This is a genomic window from Sphingopyxis jiangsuensis (assembly GCF_016734905.1).
GTDB lineage: Bacteria > Pseudomonadota > Alphaproteobacteria > Sphingomonadales > Sphingomonadaceae > Sphingopyxis > Sphingopyxis jiangsuensis.
Genome location: NZ_JAERPO010000001.1, coordinates 1,175,608 through 1,192,899 on the forward strand (window position 1 = coordinate 1,175,608; position 17,292 = coordinate 1,192,899).

18 protein-coding genes are annotated in these 17,292 nt (G+C 65.6%); 9 read left to right on the plus strand and 9 right to left on the minus strand.

From position 1 onward, the window contains the following. Window positions 1-51: 51 nt before the first annotated feature. Both uvrB and JI743_RS05680 read left to right on the plus strand, forming a co-directional pair. The gene (gene uvrB / locus JI743_RS05675) at window positions 52-2,238 is read left to right on the plus strand and encodes an excinuclease ABC subunit UvrB (RefSeq protein ID WP_201926747.1); all 2,187 of its coding nucleotides are present in this window, start codon (window positions 52-54) and stop codon (window positions 2,236-2,238) included. A 101-nt stretch (window positions 2,239-2,339) separates the two neighbouring features. Next, window positions 2,340-3,842 carry a S10 family peptidase gene (locus tag JI743_RS05680; protein WP_201926749.1) on the plus strand — a complete coding sequence of 501 codons (1,503 nt, stop codon included), beginning with the start codon at window positions 2,340-2,342 and terminating at the stop codon, window positions 3,840-3,842. A gap of 202 nt (window positions 3,843-4,044) precedes the next feature. On the opposite strand, the gene JI743_RS05685 is transcribed toward JI743_RS05680, so the two are convergent. Then, window positions 4,045-4,482, minus strand: coding sequence for a hypothetical protein (locus JI743_RS05685; protein WP_201926751.1), 438 nt, complete (start codon window positions 4,480-4,482; stop codon window positions 4,045-4,047). A 132-nt stretch (window positions 4,483-4,614) separates the two neighbouring features. On the opposite strand from JI743_RS05685, the gene JI743_RS05690 reads away from it, so the two are divergent. After that, the gene (locus tag JI743_RS05690) at window positions 4,615-5,313 is read left to right on the plus strand and encodes an NRDE family protein (RefSeq protein WP_201926753.1); all 699 of its coding nucleotides are present in this window, start codon (window positions 4,615-4,617) and stop codon (window positions 5,311-5,313) included. A gap of 41 nt (window positions 5,314-5,354) precedes the next feature. Here the strand turns inward: JI743_RS05690 and infC are convergent, their stop codons facing one another. Both infC and JI743_RS05700 read right to left on the minus strand, forming a co-directional pair. Then, complete coding sequence (gene infC, locus JI743_RS05695; protein WP_201926755.1) at window positions 5,355-5,891, minus strand: translation initiation factor IF-3; 537 nt, start codon at window positions 5,889-5,891, stop codon at window positions 5,355-5,357. 167 nt (window positions 5,892-6,058) lie between these two features. Further along, window positions 6,059-7,246: a penicillin-binding protein activator gene (locus JI743_RS05700; RefSeq protein ID WP_201926757.1), complete on the minus strand. Its 1,188-nt coding sequence runs from the start codon at window positions 7,244-7,246 to the stop codon at window positions 6,059-6,061. Window positions 7,247-7,256: 10 nt separating this feature from the next. Between JI743_RS05700 and rsmI the strand changes: the two genes are divergently transcribed. The 5 genes from rsmI (at window position 7,257) to JI743_RS05725 (ending at window position 11,128) form a co-directional block, all read left to right on the plus strand. Beyond that, entirely contained in the window at window positions 7,257-8,117 is an 861-nt protein-coding gene (gene rsmI / locus JI743_RS05705) for a 16S rRNA (cytidine(1402)-2'-O)-methyltransferase (RefSeq protein WP_201926759.1), read from the plus strand. Then, window positions 8,114-8,464 carry a YraN family protein gene (locus tag JI743_RS05710; RefSeq protein WP_201926761.1) on the plus strand — a complete coding sequence of 117 codons (351 nt, stop codon included), beginning with the start codon at window positions 8,114-8,116 and terminating at the stop codon, window positions 8,462-8,464. The genes rsmI and JI743_RS05710 overlap by 4 nt, the downstream gene beginning before the upstream one ends. Before the next feature lie 146 nt (window positions 8,465-8,610). After that, a complete protein-coding gene (gene gshB, locus JI743_RS05715; RefSeq protein ID WP_201926763.1) occupies window positions 8,611-9,561 on the plus strand; it encodes a glutathione synthase in 951 nt (316 codons plus the stop codon). 53 nt (window positions 9,562-9,614) lie between these two features. After that, window positions 9,615-10,223, plus strand: coding sequence for a DedA family protein (locus JI743_RS05720; RefSeq protein WP_201926765.1), 609 nt, complete (start codon window positions 9,615-9,617; stop codon window positions 10,221-10,223). A 494-nt stretch (window positions 10,224-10,717) separates the two neighbouring features. Further along, a complete protein-coding gene (locus JI743_RS05725) occupies window positions 10,718-11,128 on the plus strand; it encodes a hypothetical protein (RefSeq protein ID WP_201926767.1) in 411 nt (136 codons plus the stop codon). Window positions 11,129-11,166: 38 nt separating this feature from the next. Here JI743_RS05725 and JI743_RS05730 read toward each other — a convergent pair whose 3' ends face one another. The 6 genes from JI743_RS05730 to rph all read right to left on the minus strand — a co-directional run bounded on the left by JI743_RS05730 (window position 11,167) and on the right by rph (window position 16,122). After that, window positions 11,167-12,063 carry a tyrosine recombinase XerC gene (locus JI743_RS05730; RefSeq protein ID WP_201926769.1) on the minus strand — a complete coding sequence of 299 codons (897 nt, stop codon included), beginning with the start codon at window positions 12,061-12,063 and terminating at the stop codon, window positions 11,167-11,169. 101 nt (window positions 12,064-12,164) lie between these two features. Then, window positions 12,165-13,310 (minus strand): radical SAM family heme chaperone HemW, encoded by a 1,146-nt coding sequence (gene hemW, locus JI743_RS05735; RefSeq protein WP_201926771.1) that lies wholly within the window; start codon window positions 13,308-13,310, stop codon window positions 12,165-12,167. Window positions 13,311-13,314: 4 nt separating this feature from the next. After that, the gene (locus JI743_RS05740; protein ID WP_201926773.1) at window positions 13,315-14,238 is read right to left on the minus strand and encodes a hypothetical protein; all 924 of its coding nucleotides are present in this window, start codon (window positions 14,236-14,238) and stop codon (window positions 13,315-13,317) included. A gap of 74 nt (window positions 14,239-14,312) precedes the next feature. Next, window positions 14,313-14,936, minus strand: a complete 624-nt coding sequence (gene rdgB, locus JI743_RS05745) for an RdgB/HAM1 family non-canonical purine NTP pyrophosphatase (protein ID WP_201926775.1) — start codon at window positions 14,934-14,936, stop codon at window positions 14,313-14,315. Beyond that, complete coding sequence (locus JI743_RS05750; RefSeq protein ID WP_201926777.1) at window positions 14,933-15,334, minus strand: endonuclease domain-containing protein; 402 nt, start codon at window positions 15,332-15,334, stop codon at window positions 14,933-14,935. Before JI743_RS05750 ends, rdgB begins: the two co-directional genes overlap by 4 nt. A 71-nt stretch (window positions 15,335-15,405) precedes the next feature. Further along, a complete protein-coding gene (rph, locus tag JI743_RS05755) occupies window positions 15,406-16,122 on the minus strand; it encodes a ribonuclease PH (protein ID WP_201926779.1) in 717 nt (238 codons plus the stop codon). 126 nt (window positions 16,123-16,248) lie between these two features. Here rph and hrcA point away from each other — a divergent pair, with 126 nt between their 5' ends. Continuing rightward, on the plus strand, window positions 16,249-17,292 hold the full coding sequence (gene hrcA / locus JI743_RS05760) for a heat-inducible transcriptional repressor HrcA (RefSeq protein ID WP_201926781.1): 1,044 nt from the start codon (window positions 16,249-16,251) through the stop codon (window positions 17,290-17,292).

Sequence of the window (17,292 nt, forward strand, 5' to 3'; positions counted from 1 at the left end):
TGCGATTCATTGCGATTGTGGACCCGCGCTATCGTTACCATATTGCCCGCGATGGCAATTCAGATTCGTACCTCGCTCGACGAAATCGACACGACGGCCGATTATGTCCCGCACCGGCCGGCGCGCCCGGAGAAGGTCGAGGGCGGCAAGCGCTTCGAACTTGTCAGCGACTATCAACCCGCGGGCGACCAGCCGACCGCGATCAAGGAACTGGTCGAAACCGCCCTTGCAGGCGAGCGCGATCAGGTGCTGCTCGGCGTCACCGGCTCGGGCAAGACCTTTACCATGGCAAAAGTCATCGAGGAGTTGCAGCGCCCTGCCCTCATCCTCGCGCCGAACAAGATCCTCGCGGCGCAGCTTTATGGCGAGTTCAAGAGCTTTTTCCCGAACAATGCGGTCGAGTATTTCGTCAGCTATTACGACTATTACCAGCCCGAAGCTTACGTCCCGCGCAGCGACACATACATCGAGAAAGAGTCGAGCGTGAACGAGGCGATCGACCGCATGCGCCACTCGGCAACGCGCGCGCTGCTCGAACGCGATGATGTCATCATCGTCGCGTCGGTGAGCTGCCTCTATGGCATCGGCTCGGTCGAGACCTACTCGGCGATGATCTTTGACCTCAAGAAGGGCCAGGTCGCCGACAGCCGCGAGATCATCCGCAAGCTCGTCGCGCTCCAGTACAAACGCAACGATCAGGCGTTCGCACGCGGCAATTTCCGCGTGCGCGGCGACAGCCTCGAAATCTTCCCGTCGCACTATGAAGATATGGCGTGGCGCGTCAGCTTCTTCGGCGACGAGATCGAAGAGATTACCGAGTTCGACCCGCTGACCGGCAAGAAGATCGCGAGCCTCAATTACGTCCGCGTCTTTGCGAACAGCCACTATGTCACGCCCGGCCCGACGCTGAAGCAGGCGAGCGAGGCGATCCGCCACGAACTCGCCGAGCGTTTGAAGGAACTCGAAGCCGAAGGCCGCCTGCTCGAAGCGCAGCGGCTCGAACAGCGCACCAATTTCGACCTCGAAATGATCGCCGCGACCGGAAGCTGCGCGGGCATCGAAAATTACAGCCGCTTCCTCACAGGCCGCCTCCCCGGCGAGCCGCCGCCGACCTTGTTCGAATATCTCCCCGACAACGCCCTCCTCTTCGTCGATGAAAGCCACCAGACGATCCCGCAGATCGGCGCGATGTCGAAGGGCGACCACCGCCGCAAGATCACCCTCGCCGAATATGGCTTCCGCCTGCCGAGCTGCATCGACAACCGGCCGCTGCGTTTTGCCGAATGGGACATGATGCGCCCGCAGACGGTGAGCGTGTCGGCGACGCCCGGCACCTGGGAGATGGACCGCACGCAGGGCGTGTTCGCCGAACAGGTGATCCGCCCCACCGGCCTCATCGACCCGCCGGTCGAGATCAAGCCGGTCGAGGAACAGGTCGACGACCTGATCGCCGAGGCGAAAAAGACCGCCGCGGCGGGATACCGCACGCTGGTGACGACGCTGACCAAGCGCATGGCCGAGGATCTGACCGAGTTCCTCCACGAAGCGGGGCTGAAGGTCCGCTACATGCACTCGGACGTCGAGACGCTCGAGCGCATCGAGATTATCCGCGACCTGCGGCTCGGCGTGTTCGACGTGCTCGTCGGCATCAACCTCTTGCGCGAAGGACTCGACATTCCCGAATGCGGGCTCGTCGCGATCCTCGACGCCGACAAGGAGGGCTTCCTGCGCAGCGAAACCAGCCTCGTCCAGACGATCGGCCGCGCCGCGCGCAACGTCGACGGCCGCGTCATCCTCTACGCCGACCGCATCACCGGCAGCATGGAACGCGCGATGCGCGAAACCGACCGCCGCCGCGAAAAGCAGAAGGCGTATAACGAAGCGCACGGCATCACCCCGACGACGATCAAGCGCAACATCGGCGACATCATCGCGCATGTCGCGTCGAAGGACGGCGTCGTCATCGACATCGGCGACGACAAGCCCGCGCACATGGTCGGCCACAACCTGCGCGCGTACATCCAGGAGCTTGAAAAGAAGATGCGCGACGCCGCCGCCGACCTGGAATTCGAGGAAGCCGGCCGCCTCCGCGACGAAATCCGCAAGCTCGAGGCCGACGAGCTGGGCCTGCCGCCGGACCAGCAGGTCGCGCCGCGTGTCGGGCGGAGCAACGAGGGCAAGCCGGGTACGCGCAAGGGGCGGTTCGGAAAGCAGAGCAAGACGAAATGGGGGCGGTAGAACCCGCAGGTTCGACCAAAACCCCACCGCAACCGACCAGCGCCCTTGCCCCCTCCCCGCGTGCGGCTTAGCGTCCGCGCTTCGAACGGGGAGAGCAGTTTATGAAATCGGGTCTGTCGCTGATCGCGCTGGCGCTTGCCGTCGCGGTTCCTGCCATCGTCCACGCTGCGGACGCGACTGACAAGGCGAAGGTCGAAAAGCCCGCCGACTACGAACCGCAAATCCGCACCACCAAACTCAGCGGCACCTTCGGCGGCCAGCGGATCAATTACGCCGCAACGATCGGCGAGACGATCATCAGGAACAAGGACGGCGTGCCCGAAGTCGCGGTAGTCACCACCTCCTATGTCAAGGAACCGCGCGACCCCAATCGCCCGGTGACCTTCCTGTTCAACGGCGGCCCGGGGTCGGGCACCGTCTGGTTGATGATGGGCGCCTTCGGGCCGAAGCGCGTCGCGATCCCCGGCACCGGGGTCGATGATGGCGCCCCGCCCTATCCGATCGTCGACAATCCCGATGCGCTGCTCGACGTCACCGATGTCGTGTTCATCGACCCGCCGGGCACGGGCTTTTCGCACCTGATCAGCAAGGCCAACCCCGAGGATTATTATGGCGTCAAGCAGGATGCGAAGCTCGTCGCGGAGGTGATCCGCCGCTGGCTGAGCGACAATGGCCGCTGGAACAGCCCCAAATATCTGGGCGGCGAAAGCTATGGCACGACGCGCACCGCCGCCGTTGCGCACCAGCTGATGAATGCAACCTATAATGACGTCGCGTTCAACGGCCTGATCCTGATTTCGACCGTGCTCGATTTCGCGGCGGGCGCCGACACGCCGGGCAATGAACTGTCGCCCGTCACCAACCTGCCCTCGATGGCGGTCACCGCGCTCTATCACGGCAAGGCGAGCGCCGCGTCGGTCGAGGCCTTTGCCGAGGAAGCGCGGCAATGGGCGATCGGCCCCTATGCGACCGCGCTGCTGAAAGGGCAGAAATTGCAGGGCGAGGAACGCGCCGCGATCCGCCGCGAGCTTGCGCGCTTCACCGGCCTTTCCGAAACCTATCTCGAACAGGCGGACCTGCGCGTCACCCCGGCGCGCTTCTACAAGGAACTGCTGCGCGACCGCGGCCTGACCGTCGGGCGGCTCGACAGCCGCTACACGGGCAAGGACTATGATAACGCCGGTGAAAGCCCGGACAACGACCCGAGTTTCTATGGCATCGACGCAAGCTACACCGCGGCGATCAACAGCTGGAGCCGCGACGGGCTGGGGTTCAGGACGGACCGCGAATATCAGTCGATCAGCGGCATCGGCGGCCAGTGGGACTGGCGCATCGGCGGGCGCGACGCCAACGCCTACCTCAACGTCGCCCCCTGGATCGGGCAGGCAATGCGCGAGAATTCGGGGTTACGCGTGCTTGTGGCGCAAGGCTGGTATGATTTCGCAACGCCCTTCTTCGCCGCCGAATATGCGCTGTCACGCACCGGAATCCCGCAGGACCGCATCACTTACACTTATTATGGCGCGGGCCACATGATGTACATCCGCGACGACGACCGGCGGAAACTGTCGGAGGATGTGCGGGCGTTCATCCGGGCGCGGTAGAACGGCTGCTAAGGACCGGTTGCGGACGTTCGATCCTCCCTGTGCCGCAGGCATGGGGAGGTGGCAGCCCGAAGGGCTGACGGAGGGGCTAATGGCGCAACGTCGCGGCCCCTCCACCCCTCGCTTCGCGAGCGGTCCCCCTCCCCATGGCTTCGCCACAGGGAGGATTTAGCGGCAGCTCTCCACCCCGAAGCAGATGCTTCTACCGCAGCACGCCCTTCGCCGCCTGCGCGCGCGCATACAGGAACAGCGCGATCACGATCACCCAGATCACGGCCGTAAAGATCATCGGAAAAATCCCGAACATCCGTTCCAGATCGCCATAATGCATCCCGAACTGATAGACACTGCTGATCGCCAGCCCGACGAGCGACAGCGCAAACGCCGTCACCGCGTGACGGCTGCGCGCGAGCAGCAGCACTGACCCCAGCACCGATCCCCACACCCCCAGCGCCCAGCCGACATTGGCCCACAGCGGAAAACCATAGAAATACGCCTGCTGTTCGGGCGTGAACGCCGCCATATAGCCAGGGTCTTTAAGCTTGGTCATCACATAGTCGAACGCGCCAAAGGCGTTCCACAGCAGCGACACGATCCCCACCACCCACAGGTGCAGAGGCGTCTTCACAGCATCGGTCATATTCATCTCCCCCTCCAGAAAGATGGGCGGAGGCTATCACCATTCCGCTGCGTCGGCAATTAGTGATATATCCATACAATACACCACGGCACCGGCTTGGCAAATCGAGCGCGACGACCGATATGGGCGCGCATGTGCGTCGTCGCCCTCGCCCACCGCGTCCACCCCGACTGGCCGCTCATCCTCATCGGCAACCGCGACGAGTTTCACGCGCGCCCCGCCGCGTCGCTCCATATGTGGGAAGACGGCAGCGGCATCGTCGCGGGGCGTGACTTGCAGGCGGGCGGGACATGGCTCGGCGTTCATCGCCCGAGCGGCCGTGCCGTGGTCGTCACCAATGTCCGCGGCGCGATGCCCGATCCGGCAAAGGACTCGCGCGGCACGCTCGTCACCGATCTGCTACGCGGGCAGGGCCACTTTGCCGACCCGGCCGCCGCCGACCTCGACCGTTTCAACGCCTTCAACCTGTTTGCGGTTGGCTTGGGCACCCCGCGCCTTTTCACCAACCGGCCAGCGCCGCAGCTTTCAGCTTTAGAGAAGGGCGTCCACGCGCTCGCGAACGAGCCCATTGACCGCCCCTGCCCGCGCGCCGAACGGCTGCGCGCCGCGCTCGCCGCCGTGGTCGCGACGGGCAGCGATCCCGAGGGGCTGCTCGACACGCTGACGGCGGAAGGTGATCCGGCGCTGTTCCTGATGGGCGAGGTGTATGGCACGCGCGCCTCGACCCTCGTCGCGGTGGCGGCGGACGGCGCCGTCCGGATGGTCGAGCGCCGGTACGAAGCGGGCGGCCGCCCCGGTGGAACGACCGCCCTCGATTTTCGGATCGGTTGAGATAATCCTCCCTGCAGCGAAGCCATGGGGAGGAAAATATATCACTTCGGTGCGAGCACCATCAGCATCTGACGGCCTTCGGTGCGCGGATGCGCTTCGACCTTCGCGATCTCGGCGGTCATTTCGGCCACGCGCTGAAGGACGTTGAGGCCGAGCTGCGTGTGGCTCATCTCGCGGCCGCGGAAACGCATCGTCATCTTGACCTTGTCGCCATCCTCGAGGAAGTCGAAGACCTTCTTCATCTTCACCTCGAAATCATGGTCGTCGATGTTCGGACGCATCTTGATCTCCTTGATCTCCTGCGTCTTCTGGCTCTTGCGCGCGGCATTGGCCTTTTTCTGGGCTTCGTACTTGAATTTGCCCACATCGAGGAACTTGCACACCGGCGGATCGGCGTTGGGGGAGACTTCGACCAGGTCGAGGCCCACTTCGGCCGCCTGTTCGATCGCTTCGGCAGTCAGCATTACGCCCAGATTTTCGCCTTCCTCGTCGATAACGCGGACTTTCGGGGAGGCGATGAATTCATTGTATCGCGGGCCATTCTTGGGCGGCATCGGCGCCAAGGGGCGGCGGGTCATGGGCGGGCGTATAGCTGTATCTCCTGGTTATTGATGATCGACGCGACAAGCCATAGCCGTCGCGCGCACTGTCCATATAGTGAACAGCACGGCCACGTAAAGGGCGCGGCACGCCATTCGGCGCCGCTTTTTACCCGACTGTGGCGGCTATGCCACGCCCCACGAGCCTACCATTTCGCTGGCGCGGGGTCGATCACGCGAAAACCGCCGGCGCCGATTTCGCTGACTTCGAGCGCGCGAATGGCGACGCCGCGATTGTTGAAGCGGAAGATGCCGTCAATCCCGCCAAAGCCGTCTTCGGCCATCAGCTTGCTCACGGGAAAATTGGTTCCGGGCTTCCAGTCGCGGGCAATCCGCACCGTGAGCAGCACCGAATCATAGCCGAGGCTGGCGAGCCGGTAAGGCGCCCGGCCAAAGCGCGCGCGATATTTGCCCGCGAGCTGGCCGTAAAGGCCATCGGACACGCTCGCAAACCACGCGCCGCGCATTGCCGCGCTGCCGCCCAGCGAGGCGTCGGTGTTCCAGAGTTCGGTGCCGAGGATCTGTTTGTCGCCGCTGCTCTTGAGCACGGGAACCGCGCGCACCGCATTGCCACCCGAATCGGCGACGAGCACCGCGTCGATGTCGCCCGCATTGGCGAGCCGCCGCGCGGCGCCGGTCAGCGCGGTAGCGCTGCGGTCATAGCTTTCGACCGCGACCAGCGTGCCGCCCGCCTCGGCGACAGCATCGCGAAACGCCGCAGCCGACCGGTCGCCATAGACATTTTTGGGCACGAGAGCGCCGAAGCGGCTGTGCCCTTGCGCTTGCGAATAGGATATGACGCGCTCGACCGACTGGCCGGGCACAAAACCCATGATGAAAACACCATTGCCCGCAACGCCGGTGTCGTTCGAGAAGCTGAGCACCGGCACTTTCGCCGCGCGCGCGATCGGCGCGACGGCGGTCACATCCTCGCTGAGCAGCGGGCCGAGGATCAGCTTGTTGCCGTCGGCCACCGCCTGCCGCGCCGCCGCGGCGGCGCCCAGCGCTGTGTCATAAGTAGTGATACGTAGCCGCTCGGTCTTTGTATCGAGCAACGCGAGCGTCGTTGCATTGGCGATCGAGGTGCCGACGTCGGCGTTGGTGCCGGTCTGCGGCACAAGCAGCGCGATGCGGTGACGATCGGTATCGGTCGGCAGCCCCGGGCCGACATTGTCGGTCGGCTGCTCGGGCGGCGGCGGCGCCACCGGCCCGCCCGCCTTTGGCACGACCTGGCATGCGGCGAGGAAGCCCGCCATCGCGGTAACGCCGAGCCCGCGCAACAATTGGCGCCGCGACGACGCATAGGCTTGGCGCTCCGCCGAAGTTTCTGCCATTTTCGGCGTCATGCCGGATTCGACCATCTCTCAATCTCCCTTGCCCGGTCTCTATATCGTCGCGACGCCCATCGGCAACCTCGGCGATATCAGCGCGCGCGCCGCGGCGTTGCTCGCGCGCGCCGATGTGATCGCGGCCGAAGACACGCGTGTGACAGCGAAGCTGCTGTCACATCTGGGACTGCGCGTTCCGATGACCCCCTATCACGATCATAGCGACGAGCGGGTGCGCGCCGCGCTTGTCGAACGCATGGCGAGCGAAGTGGTTGTCCTGGTGTCCGACGCAGGGACGCCGCTCATTTCCGACCCCGGTTACAAGCTGGTGCGCGACGCGCGCGCGGCGGGGCGGCATGTCACGACCCTGCCCGGCCCCTGCGCCGCAATCGCCGCGATCACGCTGTCGGGACTGCCGAGCGACCGTTTCGTTTTTGCGGGCTTCCTGCCGTCGAAGGCAAAGGCGCGCGCCGACACGATTGCCGAATTTTCCGGGCTTCGCGCGAGCCTGGTTTTCTATGAAAGCGGTCCGCGCCTGTCCGCCTCGCTTGCAGCGCTGGCGCAAGGGCTCGGCGACCGCGAGGCAGCGGTCGCACGCGAGATCAGCAAGTTCTACGAGGAATGCGTGACCGGCACGCTCACAGAGTTGGCGGCGCGCTATGCCGACACGCCGCCAAAGGGCGAGATCGTGATCGTCGTCGGCCCACCGGGCGAAGCGGCCGCCGAAGAGGCCGACGATGCCACGCTCGACGCTGCGCTCCGCGAAGCGATGGCCGACAAGCCCGTGGCGCAGGCTGCAAAGGCCGTCGCCAAGCGCTTCGGCCTCGACCGGCACGAGATTTATGCGCGCGCGCTCACGCTGAAGGACGCGGGTTGAAACGCGCCGAGGCCGAAGCGCGCGGGCGCAAGGCCGAGGCGCGCGCCGCCTGGTGGCTGCGCCTTCACGGCTGGCGCATTCTCGGCCAGCGGCTGCGCGTACCGGTTGGCGAGGTCGACCTCGTCGCGCGGCGCGGACGCATGGTCGCCTTCATCGAAGTGAAGTGGCGCGAGCGTGCCGAAGACCTCGATCTCGCGGTCGACCAACACCGCCTGCGCCGCGTCGCAGCGGCCGCCGAAATGCTGAGCTCGCGTTTCGCGAAACCCGGCGACGACATCAGGATCGACGTGATGCTCCTTGCGCCGCGCCGCCTGCCACGCCATCTGGTCCATGTTTGGCAGCCGTGAGGGTGCTAGGCGCACGCCACTATGCGTCATCCCGGCGAAGGCCGGGATCTCGCCGGGGCGTCATAGTGTGACGTCGAGATTCCGGCCTTCGCCGGGATGACGACAGTTTGAATGCCGCGCAGCGCGCAGGCCAAAAGGAGAAGACAATGACCCTGCGCGCCGCGGTGCAAATGGACCCGATGGACGGCATCAACATCGCCGGCGACAGCAGCTTCGCATTGATGCTCAGCGCACAGGAACGCGGCTATTCGCTCTTCCACTATGACGTGCGCGGTCTGACGTGGGAGGCGGGACGGCTGACGACGCGCGCGCATCCGGTGCTCGACGTCAAGCGCGAGGCCGGCAATCATTATCGCTTCGGCGATGAAGTGACGCTCGACCTCCGGCGCGATGTCGATGTCGTGCTGATGCGGCAGGACCCGCCATTCGACCTCGGCTATCTGACCGGCACCTGGCTGCTCGAGCGGATTCGCGGCGAGACGCTGGTGGTCAACGATCCCGTGTCGGTGCGCAACGCGCCCGAGAAAGTCTATGTGCTCGATTTCGCCGACTATATGCCGCCGACGATGGTGACGCGCGACTTGGGCGCGGTGAAGGATTTCCAGAAGCGCTACGGCGCGGTCGTCATCAAGCCGCTGCACGGCAATGGCGGCAAGGCGGTGTTTCGCATCGACGCCGACGGCAGCAACCTCGGCGCGCTCGTCGAACTCTTCGGCCAGGTGTGGCCCGAACCCTTCATGGTCCAGCAATTCCTGCCGAGCGTGGCAAAGGGCGACAAGCGCATCGTACTCGTCGACGGCGAGGTCGCGGGCGCGATCAACCGCAAGCCAGGCGAGGGCGAGTTCCGCTCGAACCTTGCAGTCGGGGGTTATGCAGAGGCGACCGAGTTGACGTCGCGCGAACGGGAAATCTGCGACGCGCTCGGCCCGCAGCTTCGCGAGCGCGGGCTGATCTTCGTCGGCATCGACGTCATCGGCGGCGAATGGCTGACCGAGATCAACGTCACCTCGCCCACCGGCATCGTCGCCATCGATCGCTTCAACAACAGCGACACCGCGGGCATGATCTGGGACGCCATTGCACGGCGGATAGGGTAAGTCGTGCCCAACATCGGGGCATCTATCCGCACCTTTGCGGCGTTGACACCTCCATGACCGACTTCATCCTGAACCTGATCGAAAGCTGGGGTTACGCCGGCATTTTCGTCCTGATGGTCATCGAGAATGTTTTTCCGCCGATCCCCAGCGAGGTGATCATGGGGCTGGGCGGGATCGCCGCGGCGCAGGGACGGTTCGATTTCTGGACGCTCGTTGCGGTCGGGGTCGCGGGAACGACGCTCGGCAATTGGGTGTGGTACGGCATCGGACGCTGGATCGGATATGAGCGCCTCAAGCCCTTCATCGACCGGCACGGTCGCTGGTTGACGCTCGACTGGAGCGAGGTCGAGCGGCTCCACAACATCTTCCTCCGCTTCGGCCCCGGCATTGTATTCGTCGCGCGCTTCATGCCGGTGACGCGGACGATGGTGTCGCTGCCCGCGGGGATGGTGCGGATGCACCAGGGCAAGTTCCTGTTGTGGACCGCCGCGGGGTCGTCGATCTGGATCGCCGCGCTCGCAGGCGCGGGCAACTGGTTCGCGCGCAGCTTCGCCAATCTCGATGCGATTGTCGGCCCGCTCGCCCTCGTGGCAATCGGCTCGCTGGTGCTGTTCTATGTGTGGCGGGTTTTCACATGGAATCCGAAGGCCAAGGAAGAATAGCCGGGCCCTTGCTTTCCTTCGGTCGAGCCGACTGCTTGCGACCTAAAACCGTAATCTCGATTCGTCGTCACCCCGGGCTTGCCCCGGGGACCATGCTTTCAGCGCGGTCGTGGATCCCGGCCTTCGCCGGGATGACGAAAGGCGGGAAACGACCGATAGTTGCCGTAAGGAAAAGACAGCCCCTCCCCTTCAGGGGAGGGGCAACGAAGACTTGGCAGCTTGCTGCCTAGTCGGAGTGGGGTGGGGGCCAGCGGCCTTGCGCAAGGCGTCGGACCCCCACCCCAAACCCCTCCCCTGAAGGGGAGGGGCTTTAATCGCGTCGAACGTCCGCTCCCCACCCCTCTTTGGTCATTCGGCAAGCTCGCATCGCCCCTTGGAACCAGCCTGACGGCTTTACCGAACAATCAGAAAAAGCTGCCTGCCGGCAACCGACCCCATTGCGGTCATTCACCAATGGCGGCAGAAACAGCAACGGTTCAGCATGAGGAGTCTAGATGCGAACACTTATTCCACTCGCCGCTATGATTCTGCCGACTTACGCGGCCGCATTCGCACAAAACGCTCCTCCGGTGCTGATTGTGCCCGGTGCGTCAATGCTTCATGTCGACTTCGAAGAAGGTCAAACGAATTTCTCGTCTGGACAAAATATCATCATCCGAGAAATAGTGGGCGCTGCCAAGACGATCCCCGGTAGCGCGATGGTACTCTGTTACAGGTTCGGACCAAACCGCGCGGCAGATTATTTACTGATGGACAAGAGGTTCAGCAGCGTGGCCGCGGCACTAAAGAAGCAAGGAGCGCCAACGATTTTGAAAGGAACGCACGACCTGTGTCAGACCCTCACGAGCAAGTCGCCTCATGCGAAAGCGAGCGTCTCGATACACAGGCTTGCTCCAGCGAAGTAATTTCGCTGAACGACCGCTTTCCAACCCCAAAACGGACGTCACGCCCGCGGGTGCGCGTTGCGATAGATGTCGAGCAGGTGCGCCGCGTCGACTCCGGTATAGACCTGCGTCGAGGCAAGGCTCGCATGGCCGAGCAATTCCTGCAGCGACCGTAAATCCGCCCCGCCCGCGAGCAGGTGCGTCGCAAAGCTGTGGCGCAGGGCGTGCGGCGTCGTCCGCTCGGGAAGCCCGAGCGCGCGCCGCGCCGAACGCACGCTCGCGCGCACGACGCCGGGCTGGAGCGCCCCGCCGCGCGCGCCGACGAATAGCGGCGCAGTCTTGGCGATCGGATAGGGACAAGCCTCGACATAGCGCGCCACCGCGTGCGCGACCGCGGGCAGCACCGGCACGATCCGCGTCTTGCCGCGCTTCCCCGTGACGCGAAGCGTCTCGCCGAGCGGCAGCGCCGCGCCAGTCAGCGCAAGCGCCTCGCCGATGCGCAAGCCCGCGCCATAAAGCATCAGCAACAGCGCAAAATCGCGCGCACCGACCCAGCCTTCGCGCGCATTTGCCTCGACATCTTGCGCAAGCGCCAGCGCCTCTTGCGGTGCGACGGGGCGCGGCAGCCCCTTTTTGACCCGCGGGCCGCGCATCGCGGGCACCTTCGCCTCGGACCCGCCGACGAAACGCAAGAAACCGCGCACCGCGCTCAGCTCGCGCGCTGCCGACGCATTACCGAGCCCCTCGGCGCGGCGCTCGGCGAGGAATGCGCGCAGATCGTTGGGCACGAGCGCCGCGAGCATCGCGGTATCGACTTCGCCGCCACGGTGGCGCGACAGAAAGGCGCAGAAGCGCTCGGCCGTCGCGATATATGCGCGGCGCGTATGCTCCGACCGGCGCTTTTCATGCGCCAGATGGGCGTCCCATGTGCGGATCAGATCGTCGGCCAACACCATCCCTTGATATCCGTTCGTGTCGAGCGAAGTCGAGACACCCCGAAGGCAAGCGCGAGGCCGGGGGGCATCTCGACTTCGTTCGATGCGACCGGCCTGAAAGCTTAGTGGGTCTTGACCACCTCGGAAAGGATGCTGTCGAGCAGCAAAATCCCCGCATCGGTGACGCGCAGCCGGTCGGCCTCGGCGCGCATCAGTCCCTGCCGTTCCAGCCGCGCCACCGCATTCACATCGACAAAGGCATCGCGGCCCAGCCCGCTGCGCGCCTCGACGCGCGCCAGGTCGACGCCCTCGGTCAAGCGCAGCCCCATCAGCATCGCCTCGGTCGCGCGTTCGTGCGCGGGCAGGTCGCTCTCCTGCTTCAGCCCATGGCTATTGCGCTCCACCGCCGACAGGAAATTCTCGGGCTTCTTGTGCCGCTCGGTCGCCTGCGCCAGCCGCCGCCCGTGCGCCCCCGGCCCGACCCCCGCATAGTCGCCATAGCGCCAATAGGTGAGGTTATGCCGGCTCTCCTCGCCCGGACGCGCATGGTTCGACACCTCGTAGCGCGGCAGCCCCGCGGCGCGCGTGATCGCCTGCGTCGCGTCGAACAGGTCGGCAGCGGCATCGCCATCGGGGATGACGAGGTCGCCCTTTGCCGCGAGTGTCGCAAAGCGCGTCCCCGGCTCGATCGTGAGCTGATAGAGCGACAAATGTCCCGTCCCGAACCCGAGCGCGTCGGCAAGCTCCGCCTCCCACGCGGCGAGCGTCTGGCCGGGGCGCGCGTAGATGAGGTCGAAACTGACGCGCGCGAAATGCGCCTGCGCTGAGGCAATTGCACGCCGCGCCTCGTCGCCGCTGTGCGCGCGGCCGAGGAAGGCCAGCACATCGGCGTCAAAGCTCTGCACGCCGATCGACACGCGATTGACCCCTGCCGCCGCGAGCGCCGCGAAATTGGCGACCTCGACCGAATTGGGATTGGCCTCCAGCGTGATTTCGCAATCGGCGGACACGCCCCACAGCGCTTCGGCCTCGGCGATCACCGCCGCGACCGTTGCAGGCGGCATCAGGCTGGGCGTCCCGCCCCCGAAGAAGATCGACGAGACCTTGCGTCCGGGCAACAGCGTCGCCTCGTGCCGCAGATCGGCGAGCAGCGCGGCGCGCCACGCATCCTGATCGACAGCCTCGCGCACATGGCTGTTGAAGTCGCAATAGGGGCATTTCGACACGCAAAACGGCCAATGGACATAAAGGGCGAGCGGTTCGGCCATGCGATCAGCGCGACGCGGCGGCGGCAAGCAACTTCACGGCGCGCCATTCGGGCTCGCGAAAGGCGCGCTGCTGCCAATCGGGGACCAGCCGGTCGACGACCAGCATCAACGCCAGGCCTTCATCCTGGGCCCAGAACCGCCCCCCGCGGCGGGCTTCGTCCATCGCGCGCTGTGCACCGATCCCGGGGAGCGATGCGAAATGCCGATAGACAAGCCACTGCCCCATCCCTTCCATCGTGAGGAACACATCGTCGGCAACGGTCAGCCACGCGCGATCGTCCGTGAACCAGCGGGCGCGACGCGCGCGCATCAGCTCCAGCGCCTGCCCCGCCAGCGTCCGCGCTTCGCCGATATCGTCCGCAGACGCGGCGGCGAACAACATGTCGCGTTCCTGCCGGTAGGCGGCACCATAGGCTGCATCGGCTTCGAACAGCGCCTGCACGAAATCGTCTGAAAGCTCCTCGGTCTGTTCGGCTCCGAACCCTTCAAATGCGGCGTTCGCCAATGAAGATTGGCGTGTGTGCATGATCTCATGAAGGAACACGCCCTCCATCAGCACCTCGAGACCAAGCGCGCTGTCCACTCCGGCAGCGCGCCAGACGCTCGGAAGGCTCATCACAAAAGCCCCGCTGCCATCGGCAAAAGAGACCGGCCCCATCGGGAGCGGGTGACCGTCGTAGGTGGCCATGCCGTCGACATTTGCCTGCGAAACCAGCGCCCCGAAATCGCCATCGGGCAGGCGATAGGTGCAGTTGCCATCGAATACGACAATGTCGGGAAGCGGCTGGGCGACAAGGCGCAGCCAGTCGGTCTCGGCCGTTTTCCACAGCACGATCGACCGCGCGAGCCACGCGCGGTCCGCCTCCGCCATCCGGCAGCTCGGCTCCGCCGCGATGCTCGCCGCAGCCAACAGGAAAGAAAGAAACACGGATATCAGGCGCATTGCCGACCTCCAATCGCGCAAACTGGACCTCCGCACTGCCGCTGGCGAGGCCGCGCGCTTCAGAACGCCCCCGCCACCAGCTTTGCAAATGCGTCGGCACGGTGGCTGATCGCATGCTTTTCGGCGGGGTCGATTTCGGCAAAGGTCAGCGCGCTGCCCGTCGGCACGAACACCGGGTCATAGCCGAAGCCCATCGTCCCGCGCGGCGGCCAGGTCAGGCTGCCTTCGGCGCATCCCTCGAACACTTCGGCATGGCCGTCGGGCCAGGCGAGCGCCAGCGTGCAGACGAAACGCGCGCTGCGGTCGACGTCATGGCCTTGCTCGGCGAGCAGCCCTTCGACCTTGCCCATCGCCATATACCAGTCGCGGCCGGGCTCGCCCTCGAACCACTGCCGCTCGGCCCAGTCGGCGGTGTACACCCCCGGCCGCCCGTCAAGCGCCGCAACCTCGAGCCCGCTGTCGTCGGCAAGCGCGGGAAGGCCCGCCGCGTTCGCGCTGGCGTGCGCCTTGAGCAGCGCGTTTTCGCGAAAGCTCGTCCCCGTCTCCTCGGGCTCGGGCAGGCCAAGGTCGCCCGCCGACACGGGCTCGATGCCATAGGGCAAGAGCAATGCGCGAATCTCGCGCACCTTGCCCGCGTTGTGGCTGGCGATGACGAGTTTGCCGGGGGCGAGTTTGCGGCTCATAAAGCCCTCTCCCCCCGGGAGAGGGTTGGGTGAGGGGTTCCGGCGCCTGCGACAGCAATCAGGCGGCTACGCAAATCCTCCAACACACCCTCCATGTTTCGCATCACGTCGTTGTTCCAGTAACGGATGACCTGATAGCCGGCCGCCTGTAATCGCGCCGTCCGATCGGCATCGGTGCTGCTATCGGAGTGTTGGCCCCCGTCAAGCTCGACGATGATCCGCAATTCTTCGCAAAGAAAGTCTGCGATGAACCCCGCGACCGGCGATTGGCGCCGAAATTTGAAGCCGAGTATCTGCCGCCCGCGAAGCCATCGCCACAGGTGCTTTTCGGCCTCGGTCGCGTCGCGGCGAAGCTTCCGCGCGATGGGCGTGGACGGTTTGTGCTGCCGCTCGGTCACATCCCCTCACCTGCTGCGACTAGCCAGCAAGCTGGCAAGTCTCGCTTCCTCTCCCGACGGGAGAGGAAATCCTACCGCCCCGTCGCCTTGTCCTGCGCCGCGAAAATTTCGCCGCAGCCGATGCGCGCGAGGCGAAGGAGGCGGAGGAGGCCTTCCTCGTCATAGGTCGCGCCCTCGGCGCTCGCCTGCACCTCGACGATCTGGCCCTTGCCCGTCAGCACGAAATTGCCGTCGGCCTCCGCGACCGAATCCTCGTCATAATCGAGGTCGAGCACCGGCGTGCCCTTGTAGATGCCGCACGAGATCGCGCCGACCTTGTCCGCGATCGGGTCCCCGACGATTGCCTTGCTTTCCAGCAACTTGTCGACCGCGAGCCGCAACGCGACCCACGCGCCCGAGATTGAGGCGGTGCGCGTCCCGCCGTCGGCCTGGATCACGTCGCAATCGATCACGATCTGCCGCTCGCCCAGCTTTTGCATGTCGACCACGGCGCGCAAGCTGCGTCCGATGAGCCGCTGGATTTCCTGCGTCCGCCCCGACTGCTTTCCCTTCGCCGCCTCGCGGCTGCCGCGGGTGTGCGTCGCGCGGGGGAGCATGCCATATTCGGCGGTGACCCAGCCCTGCCCCTTGCCGCGCAGGAATGGCGGCACCTTTTCCTCGACGCTCGCGGTGACCAGCACCTTGGTATTGCCAAAGCTGACGAGGACGCTGCCCTCGGCATGGATGGTGAAGGCGGTTTCGATGGCGATCGAACGCATCTGGTCGGGGGCGCGGCCGGAAGGGCGCATGGGGGATTCTCCTGTGGCTGTGTGCGGGGGCGCTTAGCGGCGATGCGGCGCGAGCGCAAACCCTCTGCCATCCTCGTTGAGGACTGCCAACTTGCCCCATCGCCCTCGCCATCCTAAATCCTCCGCATGAGCACACCGCCGATCCCCGAACTGACGACGCGCGCGCGCGACGTGTTCCGGCTCGTCGTCGATGCCTATCTGGAGACCGGGCAGCCGGTCGGTTCGCGCACTTTGTCGAAGCTCGCCGCGCTCAACCTGTCGCCGGCGTCGATCCGCAACGTGATGCAGGATCTCGAGGAGTTCGGCCTGCTCGCCAGCCCGCACACCAGTGCGGGCCGCCTGCCGACCGAACAGGGGCTGCGCCTCTTCGTCGACGGGATGATGCAGGTCGCCGAACCGTCGGCCGAGGACCGCGCGCAGATCGAGGCGAGTCTGTCCGAAGGCGGACCGATCGAAAGCGCCCTCGCGCACGCGACTGCCGCGCTGTCGGGCCTGTCGGCCTGCGCTGGGCTGGTGCTGGTGCCCAAGCACGAACGCGTGCTGAAGCAGCTTGCCTTCGTGCCGCTGTCGGCGGCCCAGGCGCTCGTCGTGCTCGTCGCGGGCGACGGCGCGGTCGAGAATCGCGTGATCGACATCCCGCCGGGGCTAAACCCCTCGGCCCTCATCGAAGCGGGCAATTATATCTCGGCGACGCTATCCGGCCTGACGCTCGACGAAGCGATGGTGCGCGTGCGCCGCGAGATCGAGGCCGAGCGCATCGCGATCGACCGCGCGGCGCAGGATCTTGTGTCGCGCGGCCTCGCGGTCTGGTCGTCCGACGGCTCCGACCGCCCGGTGCTGATCGTGCGCGGGCAGGCGAACCTGCTCGACGACAGCGCCGTCGGCGATCTCGACCGCGTGCGGCAGCTGCTCGACGAACTCGAAACGAAGCAGGACATCGCGCAGCTGCTCGACAGCGCGCGCGAAGGCAGCGCGACGCGCATCTTCATCGGGTCCGAAAACAAGCTCTTTTCGCTGTCGGGATCGTCGGTTATCGCCGCGCCCTATCGCGGCGGCGACGGGCGCGTGGTCGGCGTTGTCGGGGTTATCGGCCCGACGCGCTTGAACTATGCGCGCATCGTTCCCATGGTGGACTTCACCGCACAATCACTCTCCAAACTGATACGATAG